We start from the raw sequence: 16882 nt of genomic DNA on the forward strand, positions 1-16882 counted from the left end.
GACGAGGATGGCGGGGCGAATACCCGCCGAACGGACGAGCTTCCCCTGCCCGGAACGTCCCAGTCCGGCGGTGGCCCGCGCCCGGTGCGCGCCCGGTGCGGGTGCGGGGTGCGCGCGCCTCGTACGGGACGTCCGCGGTCACCGGGAGGTGGCCGAAGTGCAACAGTTGCCCGCCGACCATTGGCGGGAGGTCGGCATGGACCGGTAGTGTTCGGCATTGCCGAACGACGTCAGCGACGCCGAGGTCGGCAGTCGAAGGGGACGGAGGCAGTAGGTCGATGGCACGGAACATCCAGTCGCTCGAGCGGGCGGCCGCCATGCTGCGCCTGCTCGCGGGCGGCGAGCGGCGGCTCGGCCTGTCGGACATCGCCTCGTCGCTGGGTCTGGCCAAAGGCACCGCGCACGGCATCCTGCGCACCCTCCAGCAGGAGGGGTTCGTGGAGCAGGACGACGCCTCCGGGCGCTACCAGCTGGGCGCCGAGCTGCTGCGCCTGGGCACGACCTACCTGGACGTGCACGAACTGCGGGCCCGCGCCCTGGTGTGGACGGACGACCTGGCCCGCTCCAGCGGGGAGAGCGTCCACCTCGGGGTCCTGCACCAGCAGGGCGTCCTGATCGTGCACCACGTCTTCCGGCCCGACGACAGCCGGCAGGTCCTGGAGATCGGGGCCATGCAGCCGCTGCACTCCACGGCGCTGGGCAAGGTGCTGTCGGCGTACGACCCGGTCGCGCACAGCGAGGCACTGGAGGCCGACCGCAAGGCGTTCACGGACCGGACCGTCTGCGAGCCGGACAGCTTCGAGCACGTCCTGGACATCACGCGCGCGCGTGGGTACGCGGCGGACGTCGAGGAGACCTGGGAGGGCATCGCCTCCATCGCCGCCCCCATCCACGACCGCAGGCGCATGCCGGTCGGCGCGGTGGGCATCACGGGGGCCGTGGAACGGCTGTGCCGGGAGGGCGAGCTGCGGCCCGAGCTGGTCGCGGCGGTGCGGGACTGCGCCCGCGCGGTGTCGCGGGACCTGGGCGCCGGGCGGTTCTAGGGCACACACGGACAGACACGGGCCGGCACAGGTCGGCACAGGGCCGGGACACCGAAGGTGTCCCGGCCCTCGGCGTTCCCGCGGGACGGCCGGGCGCGAGATCGATAGCCCACGACGATCAATAACGATCGTGCTTTCGATAACACAGCTCTTGACGCACGCGTGACGCCGAACGAGACTCGCGTCCATCGGTCGGCATTGTCGAACACCTACCGGCAATACGCGTTAGAGTGTCCACAGTGCCAAGGGCCGCCATCGCTCTCACACCGAGGGCGCCGGAACACCCGGAGGGACCCGGGGTTCGGCTTTCCCTGGACGAAGGACAAAGGAGTCGCGGGTGTCCAGCTCCGACATCTTCATCGGCGAGACCATCGGTACCGCCCTGCTCATCCTGCTCGGCGGCGGCGTGTGTGCCGCCGTCACGCTCAAGGCCTCCAAGGCCCGCAACGCCGGCTGGCTCGCCATCGCCTTCGGGTGGGGCTTCGCCGTCATGACGGCGGCGTACATATCGGGTCCGCTCTCCGGCGCCCACCTCAACCCGGCCGTGACCGTGGGCATCGCGATCAAGGACGGCGACTGGAGCAACACCCCGACCTACTTCGCGGGCCAGCTCCTCGGCGCCATGATCGGCGCGGTCCTGGTCTGGATCGCCTACTACGGCCAGTTCCAGGCCCACCTCACCGACCGCGAGATCGTCGGCGGCCCCGGCGCACAGGACACGACGGCCAAGTCGGTCGAGGCGCAGGAGAAGGGCGCCGGCCCGGTCCTGGGCGTCTTCTCCACCGGCCCCGAGATCCGGCACACGGTCCAGAACCTCGCCACCGAGATCATCGGCACCTTCGTGCTGCTGCTCGCCATCCTCACCCAGGGCCTGAACGACGAGGGCAACGGCCTCGGCATCCTGGGCGCCCTGATCACCGGGTTCGTGGTGGTCTCCATCGGTCTGTCGCTCGGCGGTCCGACGGGATACGCGATCAACCCGGTCCGCGACCTCGGCCCGCGCATCGTCCACGCCCTGCTGCCGCTGCCCAACAAGGGCGGCTCCGACTGGTCCTACGCCTGGATCCCGGTCGTCGGTCCGCTGATCGGCGGTGCGATCGCCGGAGGTGTCTACAACGTCGCGTTCGCCTGAGCGGGCCCCCGCTCGGCGATCATCGAGCCGCAGACCACGCGCCGTACGCACCGGCCACCCACCACGGAACCCCAGGAGCACACAGTGACCGACGCCCACACCACCGGCATCGCCTCCCACGGCCACGGGCCGTTCATCGCCGCGATCGACCAGGGCACGACCTCCTCGCGCTGCATCGTCTTCGACCGCGACGGGCGCATCGTCTCCGTCGACCAGAAGGAGCACGAGCAGATCTTCCCCAAGCCGGGCTGGGTCGAGCACGACGCCACCGAGATCTGGACCAACGTCCAGGAGGTCGTCGCCGGAGCCGTCGAGAAGGCCGGCATCACCCGCGACGACATCAAGGCCATCGGCATCACCAACCAGCGCGAGACCACCCTCGTCTGGGACAAGAACACCGGTGAGCCCGTCCACAACGCCATCGTCTGGCAGGACACCCGCACCGACGCCCTGTGCAGGGAACTCGGCCGCAACGTCGGCCAGGACCGCTTCCGCCGCGAGACCGGCCTGCCCCTCGCCTCCTACTTCGCCGGTCCCAAGGCCCGCTGGCTGCTGGACAACGTCGACGGTCTGCGCGAGCGCGCCGAGGCGGGCGACCTGCTCTTCGGCACCATGGACACCTGGGTCATCTGGAACCTGACCGGCGGCGTGAACGGCGGCAAGCACGTCACCGACGTCACCAACGCCTCCCGCACCATGCTGATGAACCTGCACACCATGGCGTGGGACGAGAAGATCGCCGAGTCGATCGGCGTGCCGATGCAGATGCTCCCCGAGATCCGCTCCTCCGCCGAGGTCTACGGCGAGATCACCGGCGGCCGCCTCGGCGAGCTGCTCGGCGGCATCCCGGTCGCCTCCGCGCTCGGCGACCAGCAGGCGGCCCTGTTCGGCCAGACCTGCTTCTCCGAGGGCGAGACCAAGTCGACGTACGGCACCGGCACCTTCATGGTGATGAACACCGGTGACAAGCTGATCAACTCCTACTCGGGTCTGCTGACCACGGTCGGCTACAAGATCGGCGACCAGGACACGGTCTACGCCCTGGAGGGCTCGATCGCCGTCACCGGTTCGCTGGTGCAGTGGATGCGCGACCAGATGGGCCTGATCTCCACCGCCGCCGAGATCGAGACCCTCGCCCTGACCGTCGAGGACAACGGCGGCGCCTACTTCGTGCCGGCCTTCTCCGGCCTGTTCGCCCCGTACTGGCGCTCCGACGCCCGCGGTGTGATCGCCGGCCTCACCCGGTACGTCACCAAGGCGCACCTCGCGCGCGCCGTGCTGGAGGCCACCGCCTGGCAGACGCGGGAGATCGCGGACGCCATGACGAAGGACTCCGGCGTGGAGCTGACCGCCCTCAAGGTCGACGGCGGCATGACCTCCAACAACCTGCTGATGCAGACCCTCGCCGACTTCGTGGACGCCCCCGTGGTGCGCCCGATGGTCGCCGAGACCACCTGCCTCGGCGCCGCCTACGCCGCCGGTCTCGCCGTCGGCTTCTGGAACAGCACCGACGACCTGCGCGCCAACTGGCGGCGGGCCGCCGAGTGGACCCCCCGCATGGACGCGGAGATCCGCGACCGTGAGTACAAGAGCTGGCTCAAGGCCGTCGAGCGGACCATGGGCTGGCTCGAGGACGAGGAGTAAGAACCACCATGACCACTCAGTCCACCCTGCAGTCCGTGCCTGCCCTGGGTACGCACCCGGCCTCCGGCTCCAACCCGAGCCGGGCCGAGACCCGGGAGCAGCTCTCCAAGGCGTCGTACGACCTTCTCGTGATCGGCGGCGGCATCCTGGGCATCTCCACCGCCTGGCACGCCGCGCAGTCCGGCCTCAGGGTGGCCGTGGTCGACGCCGGCGACTTCGCCGGCGCCACCTCCTCCGCCTCCTCCAAGCTGCTCCACGGCGGACTGCGCTACCTGCAGACCGGCGCGGTGAAGCTGGTGGCGGAGAACCACTTCGAGCGCCGTGCGGTCTCCCGCCAGGTGGCCCCCCACCTGGCGAACCCGCTCACCTTCTACCTCCCCGTGTACAAGGGCGGGCCGCACGGCGCGGCGAAGCTCGGGGCCGGCGTCTTCGCGTACTCGGCGCTGTCCGCCTTCGGCGACGGCGTCGGCCACCTGCTCTCCCCGGCCAAGGCCGCGCAGGACGTGCCGGAGCTGCGCACCGACAACCTCAAGGCCGTGGCCGTGTACGGCGATGACCAGATGAACGACGCCCGCATGGCCCTGATGACCGTCCGCGCGGCGGTCGATTCCGGCGCGGTGGTGCTCAACCACGCCGAGGTCACCGGCCTGCGCTTCACCAACGGCCGGGTGACCGGTGCCGAACTGAAGGACCGGCTGAGCGGCGACGAGTTCGGGGTGAACGCCCGCCTGGTGCTGAACGCGACCGGCCCCTGGGTCGACCACCTGCGCCGCATGGAGAACCCGGACGCGGCCCCGTCCATCCGCCTGTCCAAGGGCGCACACCTGGTGCTCAAGCGCACCGCGCCCTGGAAGGCCGCGCTGGCCACCCCGATCGACAAGTACCGGATCACCTTCGCCCTCCCCTGGGAGGACATGCTGCTGCTCGGCACGACCGACGAGGAGTTCGAGGGCGACCCGGCGGACGTCGCGGTCAACGACAAGGACATAGCGCAGATCCTCGACGAGGCCGCGTTCTCCATCCGCGACCAGCAGCTCGACCGGGACCTCATCACGTACTCCTTCGCGGGCCTGCGTGTGCTGCCGGGCGGCCCCGGCGACACCTCGAAGGCCAAGCGGGAGACGGTCGTCACGGAGGGCCGGGGCGGCATGCTGTCCGTCGCGGGCGGCAAGTGGACCACCTTCCGCCACATCGGCCGTACGGTGATGAAGAAGCTGGAGGCGCTGCCGGGCCACCCGCTGGGCGACGACTTCGAGCCGATCGCGTCGCTGCCGAAGAAGCTGCCGCTGCCCGGCGTCGCCAACCCGCGCGCGGTCGCCCACCGGCTGCTGGTGGACGGCTCGGCGCCCGGCCCGCGCATGGCGGCCGACACCGCCAGGCACCTGGCCACGCACTACGGTTCGCTCGCCTTCGACATCGCCCGGCTCGCCAACGAGAGCCCGGAGCTGGGCCGGCGCGTCCACCCGGACGCCCCGGAGATCTGGGCGCAGGTCGTGTGGGCCCGGGACAACGAGTGGGCCGAGACGGCGGACGACGTGCTGCGCCGCCGTACGACGCTGACGATCCGCGGCCTGGCCACGGACGACGTCCGCGCGCAGGTCCAGGACGTGCTGGACAAGAAGTAGGGCCCGCGTTTCAGCACCCCACGGCGGGTGTCCGGACCCCCGGCACGGGGCAGTGATCCGTTCACTGCCCCGTGCACAGGGGCTGCGGGCGGCCCCTCGGCACGCCGTAAGGTTGGGGGGTACGCGAGGGCACGTCGGAAGGAGGCGCTGGGTGATCGAGCTCGAGGGGGTTCCCGAGCTGGTCGACCCGGTCATGGTGGCCGCGTTCGAGGGCTGGAACGATGCCGGTGACGCCGCCTCCACCGCGGTCGCGCATCTCGACAGGGAGTGGAAGGGCGAGGTGTTCGCGGCGCTGGACGCCGAGGACTACTACGACTTCCAGGTCAACCGTCCCACGGTGTTCATGGAGGACGGCGTCCGCAAGATCACCTGGCCGACGACCAGGTTGTCGGTGGTCCGGGTCGGCGGCGACAAACCGCGCGACCTCGTACTCGTCCGTGGCATCGAACCGTCCATGCGCTGGCGCTCGTTCTGCAACGAGCTGCTCGGCTTCGCCCACGAGCTGGGCGTCGAGCTGGTGGTCGTCCTGGGCGCACTGCTGGGCGACACGCCGCACACCCGTCCGGTCCCGATCAGCGGTACCACGTCGGACGCCGACCTGGCGCGGCGCATGGACCTGGAGGAGACCAAGTACGAGGGGCCCACGGGCATCGTCGGCATCCTCCAGGAGGCCTGCACGCACGCGGGTGTGCCGGCGGTGTCGCTGTGGGCGGCGGTGCCGCACTACGTCTCGCAGCCGCCGAATCCGAAGGCCACGCTGGCCCTGCTGAACCGGCTGGAGGACCTGATCGGCGTGCGGGTGCCGCTGGGCGAGCTGCCCGAGGACGCGCGTGCCTGGCAGGTGGGCGTGGACCAGCTGGCCGCGGAGGACACCGAGGTCGCCGAGTACGTGCAGTCGCTGGAGGAGGCCCGGGACACGGCGGAGCTGCCGGAGGCGTCGGGCGAGGCGATCGCGCGGGAGTTCGAGCGGTATCTGCGGCGGCGGGACGGGGGCGGGCCGGGCGGGCACGCCACGGCGGACGGGGGCGAGGGTCCGGCCGGTACGCCGTTCCTGCGGGACAATCCGAGCGGGCGGGCTCGGCCGTCGAAGCCGCCCAAGCCGCCGCAGGCGGGCGGGGAGGACGAGGAGTCCTCGGAGGACTGAGCCGGTTGGACATGAGTGAGGGGCGCTTCCCTGGTGGGAGCGCCCCTCAGTCGTTTTCGTGCGGGTCACTGCGGGGGGACGCGAACCGGCGCTTGCCGGGCGCCGCCTGCGCCCACCCGTGCCGCCCCACTGGCACGACTGCCCGCAGCTCGGGGGGCGTCTTACAGCGCTACGCCCAGCAGTGCGTCCACCGCGCGGGAGACCACGCCCGGGGCGCCGATGTCCGTGCCGCCCGACTCCTGCTGGAGGGCGGCCCAGCGGTCGATCGCGGCGAGGGCGGCCGGGGAGTCCAGGTCGTTCGCGAGGGCCTCGCGGATCTGCGCCACCAGGGCCTCCGCGGGCGGACCGTCGGGGCGGGAGACGGCGGCGCGCCAGCGGTCGAGGCGGGCGAGGGCGTCCTCAAGCACCTGGTCGGTCCACTCCCAGTCGGAGCGGTAGTGGTGGGCGAGCAGCGTGAGCCGGATGGCGGCCGGGTCGACGCCCTCGCGGCGCAGCTGCGACACGAAGACCAGGTTGCCCTTGGACTTGGACATCTTCTCGCCGTCGAGACCGACCATGCCGGCGTGCACGTACGCCTTGGCCATCGGGAAGTCGCCGGTGAGGGCCTGGGCGTGCGAGGCGCCCATCTCGTGGTGCGGGAAGGCCAGGTCGGAGCCGCCGCCCTGGACGTCGAAGCCCATGCCGAGGTGGTCGAGGGCGATGGCGACGCACTCGATGTGCCAGCCGGGGCGCCCGCGGCCGAGGGTGCCGCCGTCCCAGCTGGGCTCGCCCTCGCGGGCGGCCATCCACAGCATCGGGTCGAGCGGGTTCTTCTTGCCGGGCCGGTCGGGGTCGCCGCCGCGCTCGGCGGAGAGCAGCCGCATGGTGGCGGCGTCGAGGTGGGAGACGCCGCCGAAGTGCGGGTCCGCCTCGACGGAGAAGTAGGTGTCGCCCTCGAGCTCGTAGGCCGCGCCGGCGTCTCGGAGCCGCTCGACGAGCGGGACGATGCCGGGTATGGCCTCGACGGCGCCTATGTAGTGCCGCGGCGGGAGCATCCGCAGCGCCGTCATGTCCTCGCGGAAGAGGGCGGTCTCCTGCTCGGCGAGGGCGGTCCAGTCGACCCCGTCGCGCACGGCCCGCTCCAGGAGCGGGTCGTCCACGTCGGTGACGTTCTGGACGTAGTGGACCTGCCGCTTGGTGTCGAGCCACACGCGCTGCACGAGGTCGAACGCGTTGTAGGTCGCCGCGTGACCCATGTGGGTGGCGTCGTACGGCGTGATGCCGCAGACGTAGATACGGGCGACGGGACCGGGGTCGAGGGTGACGAGGCCGCCGGTCGCGGTGTCGTGGATCCTCAGGTCGCGGCCCTGACCAGGCAGGGCGGGGACCTCGGAAGCGGGCCAGGCATGCATGTCATGAGCCTAACCGGACGGGTGTTCCGTACACGAACCGGACCGGGCCGGATGGCCGGTAAGGCGCTCTTGCGCGCCACCGGCCGGTGTGGCATCGGCTGTCTACACGGGCGGCCAGGGGATGGCCGGCCACTCGCCGCTCGGTTCGGGGTGCTTGCCGGAGGCCAGCAGGGCGCCGACCCGCGCGCGCGTGGCGTCGAGTTCGGCGGGAGTGAGGAGCGCGGCGAGCCGGATGGCCAGGGTGCCACCGTCCTTCAGCGCCTGTCTGAGGGTGTCGAGCACCGCCAGGGCCTCTGCGGTGAGCGGGTCGCCCGCCCAGCCCCACAGCAGGGTGCGCAGCTTGTTCTCGGCGTTGAAGGTGACCCCGTGGTCGATGCCGTACAGCCGCTCCCCCTCCGCGGGCAGCAGGTGGCCGCCCTTGCGGTCGGCGTTGTTGATCACGGCGTCGAGTACGGCGAGCCGGCGCAGCCGTTCGTCGTCGGCGTGGACGAGCAGCGCGGTGCGGCCCTCGCCGACCTCGGCGAGGGCGACCGCCTTCCAGCCTGCGCCGGGTTCCTCCTCGTCCACCAGGGCGAGCAGCTCCGTGTCCGGCACGGTCTCGATCCACAGCTGGACCATGCCCTCGCCGTACGGGCCGTCGCGCAGCACGGTGGGCGGGACCAGGCCCCAGCCGGTGGCCTCGGAGACCTCGTAGGCGGCGACCTCGCGCTGGGCGAGGGTGCCGTCGGGGAAGTCCCACAGCGGGCGCTCCCCGGCGACCGGCTTGTAGACGCAGGCCGCCTCGCGCCCCTCGTGCGTCACCGTGCAGTACAGGGCCGCGTTGGAGGCGTCACGGATGCGTCCGCGCACGGTCAGTTCGCCCAGGGCGAGCAGTTCGGCCGCCGCCGCGTCGGTGGTCACGCTCCGCGGCGGTATCCGTTCTGGCGCGGACATACGTGTCCTTCCGGGTCGAGCGGGAGGCTGCACAGCGGGCACGGCGGCCGCCCGGCGTTGACGACGTCCAGGGCGCGCTTGGCGAAGGACCTGGCCTGCGCGCCGGTGAGGCGGACCCGGAGCATCGGCGGGCCGTTCTCCTCGTCCTGGAGGAGCCGCTCCTCGGCCTCCGCCAGGTCCTCCTCGGACTCGGCGTCCAGCTCCACGAGGGCCTGCGCCTCGACGATCATGCGCTGGTCCTCGCCGTCCCAGGCCAGCGCCATGGTGCCGACCCTGAACTCCTCCTCGACGGGGGTGTCCAGCGGCGCGGTGTCGCCGGGCCCGGTGGGGGCGGTGGCGGGGACGACGGTGCTGCCGCCGCTGCGCCGTACGACCTCGTCCAGAAGCTCGTCCATGCGTTCGGCGAGGGCGGCGACCTGGGTCTTCTCCAGGGCCACGCTGGTCACCCGGGAGCCGGCGGAGGCCTGGAGGAAGAACGTACGGCGCCCGGGCAGCCCGACCGTACCGGCCACGAAACGTTCCGGTTGGTCGTAGAGGAACACCTGACGGGACACGTCCTGTCTCCATGGAAGTCGGGGAAAGCGGAAGATCGGGATCGGGGACACTGCCGCGACCGGTTCACCCTACTGCGGCGGACGATCACGGTGCGCCCGCACCACCCCCGACCGGGGCCTGGTCACCGGACGGCTCCTCGCGCGGGGCCAGGGAGGCGAAGTCGCCCGTGTCGCCGAGGCGGACCAGGAAGGGGCGCAGCCGGGTGTAGCGGATCGCGGTGACCGAGCAGGGCTCGACGGAGATCCGCTGGAAGAGGTCGAGGTGGAGGCCGAGTCCCTCGGCGACGAGGGATTTGATGATGTCGCCGTGGGAGCACATGAGGTAGACGGCGTCGGGGCCGTGGTCGCGCTCCACGCGCGCGTTCCACTCGCGTACCGCCTCGGCGGCGCGGGTCTGCATGGCGCGCATCGACTCGCCGCCGGGGAAGGCCGCGGCGGACGGGTGCGCCTGCACCACCTCCATCAGGGGTTCGCCCCCCAGTTCGGCGAGCTTGCGGCCGGACCAGTCGCCGTAGTGGCACTCCCCGATCCGTTCGTCGGTGTGCGCCCGCAGCTCGGGCCGGGCGTCGAGCAGCGGCCGGAGGGTCTCCTGGCAGCGCTGCAGGGGGCTGGTGACGATCTCGGAGAGCGGCAGGCAGGCGAGCCGCCCGGGGAGCGCGGCGGCCTGCGCGGCGCCGCGTTCGTCGAGGGCGACGCCGGGCGTCCAGCCGGCGAGCAGCCCCTCGGTGTTGGCGGTGGAACGTCCGTGCCTAACCAGGATCAGCGTGGGCATGCGGCCAGGGTAGGCGTACGGCGCGGTACAGGGGCGCCGGGGCGAGGGGAGAATGGGTTCGGTGATCGTCGACTGCGCCATCTACCGGGACGGGCACCGCACGGACGGGCCCGAGGACTTCTCCGACGCGCTCGGTGAGGCGCGGGGAGCGGGCGGGTTCGTCTGGATCGGCCTGCACGAGCCGACGGAGAAGGAGTTCGAGCTGGTCAGCCAGGAGTTCGGGCTGCATCCGCTGGCGGTGGAGGACGCCCTCAAGGCGCATCAGCGGCCCAAGCTGGAGGTGTACGACGACTCGCTCTTCGCCGTCCTCAAGCCGGTGATGTACGAGCCGGACAGCGACGCCGTCTCCACCGGCGAACTCATGATCTTCCTGGGCGACGCCTTCGCGGTCGTCGTCCGGCACGGCGAGGGCTCCCCGCTGAGGGCCGTACGGCGGCGTCTGGAGCACGAACCGGAACTGCTCGGCAAGGGTCCCACCGCGGTGCTGTACGCGATCGCGGACGCCACCGTCGACCACTACCTGGACGTGGCGGTCGAGCTCCAGACCGACCTGGAGGAGCTGGAGGCGGAGGTCTTCTCGCCGGACGGCGGCGGCTCCCGGCACACCGCGTCGCGGATCTACACCTTCAAGCGGCAGGTGCTGGAGTTCCGCCGGGCGACGGGTCCACTTGCGCCGCCGCTGGCCCGGCTGGCGGGTACCGGGGTGTACGGCGGCGGCGTGCCGTTCGTGAACGACAGGGCGCGGCCGTTCTTCCGGGACGTGAGCGACCACCTCACGCGCGTGAACGAGTCGGTGGAGAGCCTGGACCGGCTGGTCTCGGACATCCTGTCGGCTCACCTGGCGCAGACGAGCGTCCGGCAGAACGACGACATGCGGAAGATCTCGGCGTGGGCGGCCATGGCCGCGGTCCCCACGATGGTCGCGGGGATCTACGGCATGAACTTCGACCACATGCCGGAGCTGCACTGGGTGTGGGGCTACCCGGCGGTGATCGCGCTGATGGCCGTCCTGGAGCTGCTGCTGTACCGGCAGTTCAAGCACCGGGGCTGGCTGTAGGGGCCGGGGCCCTCAGGCGACCTCGGGGGCCGCGGTGGCGGGTCCGCCGAGCGCGTCGCGCCGTTCGGGCGTCCGCAGGGTCACCATGCGGCGCCAGCCGGTGAGCCGCTCGGCGGCGTACATCGCGTGGATGCCCGCCGCGAGCAGCGCCGACCTGGCGCGCGACCAGCCGAGGAGGCGTCCCATGTGGGCCATCACCGCGAGGCTGACGTCGCGGTGGACGCGGATCTCGGCGAGCGCGCACTCGCGCAGCGTCCGCCGGATGTACGGGCCGTGTCCGGCGGCGGCGTAGCGCAGCAGTTCCTCGTGGGAGTAGGCGAGGTGGTTGTCCTCGTCGGCCGAGATCATCCGGACGGCCCGGCCGAGTTCCGGATGGTCCGCGAAGTACTTGAGGAGCATCGCCATCTGCTCGGCGGCGCGCTGCTCGGTGACCCTGCTGTGGGCGAGGTAGGTGATGATGTCCCGCACCGTGAGCGGCTGGTCGGCCTTGAGCTGCTCGTGGGCGAGGCCGATGCCGTGCCGCTCCAGGAGCATCGTGTAGTCGGTCTCGGGCGGTACGCCCACGGGTTCGAGGCCGCGCTTCTTCAGCAGGGCGTTGAAGATCCGGCCGTGCTTGTCCTCGTCGGCGCCGTGCCGGGCGATCTTGGGCGCGAGAGCGCGTTCGCTCTCGGGCACCAGCGCCGCGATGCGCGCGTTCTCCCAGCCGCCCTGGGACTCGCCGCTGGCCGCGATGGAGCAGAAGAGACGGTACGACTCGTCGTTGTCGAGGATCTCCTGGAAAAGGCTCTTGGCCGAAAGCATCGGTGGCACCTCTCTGCCGCTGCGTGGTCCGCAGGTTCCGCACACTCCGCGAAGCACGAGTCAAATGCGGGACAGGGGGCGCGGCAACAGGTGCGGCGGAGAACTCCGCCGAAAGAAGGACGCCGGGCACGCACGGAGGCGTAACCCCGCGCGCGTGGGCGCGTTGTTCCTCGTGACGGCCGTGGCGGGGAAGACCCCCGAGCCCCCACCACGGCCGCAGAAACTTTCCCGCGGTGCTACGCCAGTCCGGCGTGCTCCAGGGCCTCGGTGCCGGCGCGGAGGGCGGCGAGCCGCTCGTCCAGGGTGAAGCCGGCGGGGGCGAGGGTCAGGGTGGTGACACCGGCCGCGGCGTAGGCCTTCATCCGGTCCGCGATGCGGTCGACGGAGCCGAGCAGGGTCGTCTGGTCGATCAGCTCGTGCGGGACGGCCTCGGCGGCGCCCTGCTTGTCGCCGGCCAGGTACTTGTCCTGGATCTCGGCGGCCTCGCGCTCGTAGCCCATGCGCTGGGCGAGCTGGTTGTAGAAGTTCTGCTTGCGGCTGCCCATGCCGCCGACGTAGAGCGCGGTGTAGGGCCGGAAGGTGTCGGCGAGGGAGGGGACGTCCTTGTCGTCGCCGAGGGCGAGCGGCAGGGTCGGGCAGATGTCGAACCCCTCGAGGGTCTTGCCCGCCTTCTCCCGTCCGGCGCGCAGGTGCTTGACGGCGGTCTCCTCCAGGTGGTCGGCGGAGGGGAAGATGAGCAGGGCGCCGTCGGCGATCTCGCCGGTCTGCTCGAGGTTCTTCGGGCCGATCGCCGCGATGTACAGCGGGATGTGCTCGCGCTGCGGGTGCACGGTCAGCTTGATGGGCTTGCCGGGGCCGTCGGGCAGCGGCAGCGTCCAGTGCCGGCCCTCGTAGGACAGCCGCTCCCGGGTCATCGCCTTGCGCACGATCTCGACGTACTCACGGGTGCGGGCGAGCGGCTTGTCGAACTTGACGCCGTACCAGCCCTCGGAGACCTGCGGTCCCGACACGCCGAGGCCGAGGCGGAAGCGGCCCTTGGAGAGGGAGTCCAGGGTGGCGGCGGTCATCGCGGTCATCGCGGGCTGGCGGGCCGGGATCTGGAAGATGGCCGAGCCCACGTCGATGCGCTCGGTCTGGGCGGCGACCCAGGTCAGCACGGTGGCCGCGTCGGAGCCGTAGGCCTCTGCGGCCCAGCACACGGCGTATCCGAGCCGGTCGGCCTCCTGGGCGACGGCCAGATTGTCCGCGTCCATTCCGGCACCCCAGTAGCCGAGGTTGATACCGAGCTGCATGGCCGATTCCCCTTACCCATCAGTAACGTGGCTGGTGCCCCGACCTTAGCGCGCGGAAATCGGTTGTCCACAGGCCCCCACAGCGCAAGCCGTGGCCAGTAATGTCGGCGTTCATGGAGCAGAGGCATCTCGGCCGCACCGGCCTGCGCGTGTCCCGCATCGGTCTCGGCACCCTGACCTGGGGCCGGGACACGGACGAGCACGACGCCGCGGACCTCTTGAAGACCTTCTGGGAGGCGGGCGGGACGCTCGTCGACACCGCGGACGTCTACGGCGACGGCGAGTCGGAGTATCTGCTCGGCCGCCTCATGGAGGGCCTGGTGCCGCGCCGGGACCTGGTGATCTCGACGAAGGCCGGCAGCGTTCCGGATCCGGACCGCCGGTTCGACGGTTCGCGTGCCCATCTGCTCTCCGCGCTGGACGCCTCCCTCGCCCGTCTGGGCACGGACCACGTCGACGTGTGGCACCTGCACGCCTTCGACCCGCACACTCCGCTGGAGGAGACGCTGCACGCCCTCGACGTGGCGGTCGGCAGCGGCCGGGCGCGCTACGCGGGGGTCTCCAACTTCTGCGGCTGGCAGCTGGCCAAGGCGGCGACCTGGCAGCTGGCGGCGCCCGGTGTCCGCAACCGGGTGGCGAGCACCCAGATGGAGTACTCGCTGCTCCAGCGGGGCGTGGAGCGGGAGGTGCTGCCGGCCGCCCTGGACCTGGGCATCGGCCTGCTGCCCTCCTCCCCGCTGGGCCGCGGGGTGCTCACGGGCAAGTACCGCAAGGACGCGACTCCGCCGGACTCCCGGGGCGCCTCGGACCATCTGGCCCCGTTCGTGGAGCCCTACCTCGACGCCACGGCCGGGCACATCGTGGACGCGGTGGCGACGGCGGCGGACGGGCTGGCGGTGACCCCGCTCCAGGTCGCGCTGGCCTGGGTCCGCGACCGGCCCGGGGTGGTCGCCCCGATCATCGGTCCGCGCAACGCGCAGCAGCTCACGGCGGCGTTGTCAGTGGAGACCCTTAGTCTTCCTGACGAGATCTGCCGGGCTCTCGACGACGTGTCGGCGCCCGTGCACCGCTATCCCGATCACGACTGGAGCACGCTGTGAGCACGGAGCCCGAGCCCGTCACCGAGGACACCACGGACGCCGTGGACGCCGGGCCGGAGACCCCGGGCGACGCGGCGGCGCCCGCGCCGGACGCCGCCGGGGAGACCGTCCGGCCGGAAGGCGAGCGGGAGACGGTCGACGACGGGGCCGACGACGGGGCCGGCTCCGGCGCGCGGCCGGCCGGGCCCGCCGGACAGGGACCGGACGCCGAGGGCGGGAGCGAGGCGGCCGCGCAGGTGTCCGAGGCCGAGGCCGAACTGGCCGCGCAGCGGGCCGAGCGGGAGCGGATCGAGCGGCGGAAGGCCGAGAAGCAGGGACCGATCGACGCCGGGGGCAAGCTCAGCGGCTCGGCGGCCGACCTGCTCGCCGCCGTGCGCGCGGTGGAGAGCGGTGAGAAGCCGGCGGCCGCCGTCTTCGGGGCCCCCGAGCCCGCGCGCCGCCCCGCGCCGGAGCCGGTGCGACGGCCCCGGCCGGCGCCCGCGGAACCGGCCGCCGCGTCCGCGGGTTCCGCGGGACCGGCGCCGGAGACCGTGCAGACGGTGCGGCGCGTACTGGCCGAGGGGGGCGCCCCCGAGGCGCTCGCGCCGCAGACGGCCGCGCTCCTCGGTGAGGGCGCGGAGGACGCGCTGCGGGCGGACCCCTGGCAGCTGCTCAGGGTCGGCGGGGTGCGGCCGGAGCAGGCCGACGGGTTCGCCCGGGCGCTGCTCGGTGCCGAGTGCGGCCCGGACGACGAGCGGCGCGGCCGTGCCCTCACCGTCTGGCTCCTGGAGCAGGCGGCCCTGGCCGGGCACACGGCGCTGGAGCTGCCGCGGCTCGTGGCCACGCTGGCCCAGCGGGGCGTGCCGGATCCCGACGCCGCCGTGCAGAGCACGCTGGCCGAGGGCGAGGCACTCGCCTTCCAGGACGCCCTGGAGGAGACCGGCGCGCGTGGGGAGGCCGCGGCGAGCGGCGCGGCGAGTGCCGACCGGGCGGACGAGGAGGGCGAGGAGGCCGAGGAGCGTCCCGTCCGGGTGCTGATCGGTCTGGAGCGGTACGCGCTGGCCGAGGAGAGCCTCGCCGACGGTCTGGCCCGGCTGGTCAACTCGACGCCCAAACAGGACGGGTCCGCGGCGGACTGGGAGCAGGCCGCCGCCTCCGCGCAGGGTTCCGCCGCCGAACTGATCCGGGCCGTCGCGGCCCACGGGCTGGTCCTGCACACCGGCGGCGAGGCGTCCCTGGCCGAGCCCGCCGCCCTGCTGCACGCGGCACACGGCCTGGGCCTGCGGGTCTGGGCCGCCGCGCCGGGACCGCTCGGCCGCGACCGCTTCGCCGCCCTGCTGGGCGACCCGTCGGCCGAGCCGCCCTCCCCGGGTCCGGCCGCTCCCGCCGCCGTCACCGTGGCCGGGCTGCTGACCGGCACGGAGGGACCGGGGCGGGACGCCGAGGGGGCACTGGACCTCGATCTGCTCGTCGTGCTCGACGCGCCGCAGCTCGACGTGGAGGCGGGTGCGCTGCTCGCGGAGTCGCTGCCGGACGGGGCCCGGCTGGTGCTGGCCGGGGACCCGGCGGTGCTCTGGTCCGTGGGCCCCGGGCGGGTCTTCGCGGACCTGCTGGCGGCACGGGTCTGCCCCCAGATCGCCTCGCGGCGTCCGGACCCCGGTCCGCTCGGCGAGCTGGTCTCCGGCATCGGCATCGGCGAGCTGAGCCAGGTGGAGGCGCCCGGCAAGGAGGTCGTGATCGTGCCGGTGCGGGACGCGGGCGAGGCCGTGCACCGCACCGTCCAGCTCGTGGCGGACTCGGTACCGCGCGCGATCGGCGTCCCGGTCGAGGAGACCCAGGTCATCACGCCCGGCCACGGCGGTGCCGTGGGCACGCGGGCGCTCAACGCCGCGCTGAAGGAACGGCTCAACCCCGGCCCCGGCCGCTTCGGCGGCTTCGACCCCGGCGACCGGGTCGTCCACACCCCCGCGCCCGGCCGGGTGCTGCCGGGCCGGGTGGTCGGCGCCGACGCCGACGGACTGCGCCTGTCGTGCGCGGGCGAGACCGTGGTCGTACCCAGGGACCGGGTGGAAGGCTCCGTACGGCACGGCTGGGCGCTGACCGCCCACCAGGCACTGGGCGGCCGCTGGCCCGCGGTGGTCGTGGTGCTGCCCGGCGACGCCGTGCCGGCCCTCAGCCGCCCCTGGATCTACACGGCGTTCGGCCGGGCCGCCCGGCACCTGTCGGTGGTGCACGGCGTGGAGCAGGCACTCCCCCGCGCCGTGGCGGAGATCCCGGCCAAAGCGCGCACGACCCGCCTGCCGGTGCTTCTGGCACCGCAGACCCCGGCCGCCGACTGACCAGGAGCCCCGCCCTTTGGCCGCCCGGCGCGAGCGGTGCCGACGGTACCGCTCGCGCCGGGAGCCGCGGTCGCGC

General features: G+C 72.8%; 14 protein-coding genes. 8 read left to right on the forward strand and 6 right to left on the reverse strand.

The annotated features are described in order from the left end of the window. Positions 1-278 precede the first annotated feature (278 nt). The 5 genes from ACZ7MF_RS37090 (at position 279) to parJ (ending at position 6588) form a co-directional block, all read left to right on the forward strand. Positions 279-1043 carry an IclR family transcriptional regulator gene (locus tag ACZ7MF_RS37090; protein ID WP_003977167.1) on the forward strand — a complete coding sequence of 255 codons (765 nt, stop codon included), beginning with the start codon at positions 279-281 and terminating at the stop codon, positions 1041-1043. Positions 1044-1380: 337 nt separating this feature from the next. Then, positions 1381-2175: an MIP/aquaporin family protein gene (locus tag ACZ7MF_RS37095; RefSeq protein ID WP_153180633.1), complete on the forward strand. Its 795-nt coding sequence runs from the start codon at positions 1381-1383 to the stop codon at positions 2173-2175. Positions 2176-2259: 84 nt separating this feature from the next. Then, a complete protein-coding gene (gene glpK / locus ACZ7MF_RS37100) occupies positions 2260-3819 on the forward strand; it encodes a glycerol kinase GlpK (RefSeq protein ID WP_471482546.1) in 1560 nt (519 codons plus the stop codon). An 8-nt stretch (positions 3820-3827) separates the two neighbouring features. Beyond that, positions 3828-5444, forward strand: coding sequence for a glycerol-3-phosphate dehydrogenase/oxidase (locus tag ACZ7MF_RS37105; RefSeq protein WP_471482547.1), 1617 nt, complete (start codon positions 3828-3830; stop codon positions 5442-5444). Between the two features lie 151 nt (positions 5445-5595). Beyond that, positions 5596-6588, forward strand: coding sequence for a filament polymerization regulator ParJ (parJ, locus tag ACZ7MF_RS37110; protein ID WP_471482548.1), 993 nt, complete (start codon positions 5596-5598; stop codon positions 6586-6588). Between the two features lie 161 nt (positions 6589-6749). Here parJ and mshC read toward each other — a convergent pair whose 3' ends face one another. The 4 genes from mshC to ACZ7MF_RS37130 form a co-directional block, all read right to left on the reverse strand. Next, positions 6750-7979 (reverse strand): cysteine--1-D-myo-inosityl 2-amino-2-deoxy-alpha-D-glucopyranoside ligase, encoded by a 1230-nt coding sequence (gene mshC, locus ACZ7MF_RS37115; protein WP_471482549.1) that lies wholly within the window; start codon positions 7977-7979, stop codon positions 6750-6752. Positions 7980-8081: 102 nt separating this feature from the next. Continuing rightward, positions 8082-8912 carry an SCO1664 family protein gene (locus ACZ7MF_RS37120; protein ID WP_471482550.1) on the reverse strand — a complete coding sequence of 277 codons (831 nt, stop codon included), beginning with the start codon at positions 8910-8912 and terminating at the stop codon, positions 8082-8084. Beyond that, on the reverse strand, positions 8876-9466 hold the full coding sequence (locus ACZ7MF_RS37125) for a DUF3090 domain-containing protein (protein ID WP_471482551.1): 591 nt from the start codon (positions 9464-9466) through the stop codon (positions 8876-8878). The genes ACZ7MF_RS37120 and ACZ7MF_RS37125 overlap by 37 nt, the downstream gene beginning before the upstream one ends. An 85-nt stretch (positions 9467-9551) precedes the next feature. Beyond that, positions 9552-10238: a histidine phosphatase family protein gene (locus tag ACZ7MF_RS37130; protein WP_471482552.1), complete on the reverse strand. Its 687-nt coding sequence runs from the start codon at positions 10236-10238 to the stop codon at positions 9552-9554. A 61-nt stretch (positions 10239-10299) separates the two neighbouring features. On the opposite strand from ACZ7MF_RS37130, the gene corA reads away from it, so the two are divergent. After that, complete coding sequence (corA, locus tag ACZ7MF_RS37135) at positions 10300-11295, forward strand: magnesium/cobalt transporter CorA (protein ID WP_356868278.1); 996 nt, start codon at positions 10300-10302, stop codon at positions 11293-11295. Between the two features lie 12 nt (positions 11296-11307). Here corA and ACZ7MF_RS37140 read toward each other — a convergent pair whose 3' ends face one another. Further along, positions 11308-12096, reverse strand: coding sequence for a ferritin-like domain-containing protein (locus ACZ7MF_RS37140; protein WP_356868276.1), 789 nt, complete (start codon positions 12094-12096; stop codon positions 11308-11310). A gap of 236 nt (positions 12097-12332) precedes the next feature. After that, complete coding sequence (locus ACZ7MF_RS37145) at positions 12333-13388, reverse strand: LLM class F420-dependent oxidoreductase (protein ID WP_471482553.1); 1056 nt, start codon at positions 13386-13388, stop codon at positions 12333-12335. A gap of 113 nt (positions 13389-13501) precedes the next feature. On the opposite strand from ACZ7MF_RS37145, the gene ACZ7MF_RS37150 reads away from it, so the two are divergent. Together ACZ7MF_RS37150 and ACZ7MF_RS37155 are read left to right on the forward strand one after the other, a co-directional pair. Beyond that, positions 13502-14488: an aldo/keto reductase gene (locus ACZ7MF_RS37150; RefSeq protein ID WP_471482554.1), complete on the forward strand. Its 987-nt coding sequence runs from the start codon at positions 13502-13504 to the stop codon at positions 14486-14488. Then, complete coding sequence (locus ACZ7MF_RS37155) at positions 14485-16806, forward strand: helix-hairpin-helix domain-containing protein (RefSeq protein ID WP_471482555.1); 2322 nt, start codon at positions 14485-14487, stop codon at positions 16804-16806. Before ACZ7MF_RS37150 ends, ACZ7MF_RS37155 begins: the two co-directional genes overlap by 4 nt. Positions 16807-16882 lie beyond the last annotated feature (76 nt).

It is taken from the genome of Streptomyces sp. NPDC111628 (assembly GCF_055635195.1).

Excerpts from the sequence above, each read along its gene's own strand:
- ACZ7MF_RS37150 (WP_471482554.1), top strand. The coding sequence starts at position 13,502 with ATGGAGCAGAGGCATCTCGGCCGCACCGGCCTGCGCGTGTCCCGCATC.
- ACZ7MF_RS37105 (WP_471482547.1), top strand. The coding sequence starts at position 3,828 with ATGACCACTCAGTCCACCCTGCAGTCCGTGCCTGCCCTGGGTACGCAC.
- ACZ7MF_RS37120 (WP_471482550.1), bottom strand. The coding sequence starts at position 8,912 with ATGTCCGCGCCAGAACGGATACCGCCGCGGAGCGTGACCACCGACGCG.
- ACZ7MF_RS37090 (WP_003977167.1), top strand. The coding sequence starts at position 279 with ATGGCACGGAACATCCAGTCGCTCGAGCGGGCGGCCGCCATGCTGCGC.
- ACZ7MF_RS37145 (WP_471482553.1), bottom strand. The coding sequence starts at position 13,388 with ATGCAGCTCGGTATCAACCTCGGCTACTGGGGTGCCGGAATGGACGCG.
- mshC (WP_471482549.1), bottom strand. The coding sequence starts at position 7,979 with ATGCATGCCTGGCCCGCTTCCGAGGTCCCCGCCCTGCCTGGTCAGGGC.
- ACZ7MF_RS37140 (WP_356868276.1), bottom strand. The coding sequence starts at position 12,096 with ATGCTTTCGGCCAAGAGCCTTTTCCAGGAGATCCTCGACAACGACGAG.
- ACZ7MF_RS37130 (WP_471482552.1), bottom strand. The coding sequence starts at position 10,238 with ATGCCCACGCTGATCCTGGTTAGGCACGGACGTTCCACCGCCAACACC.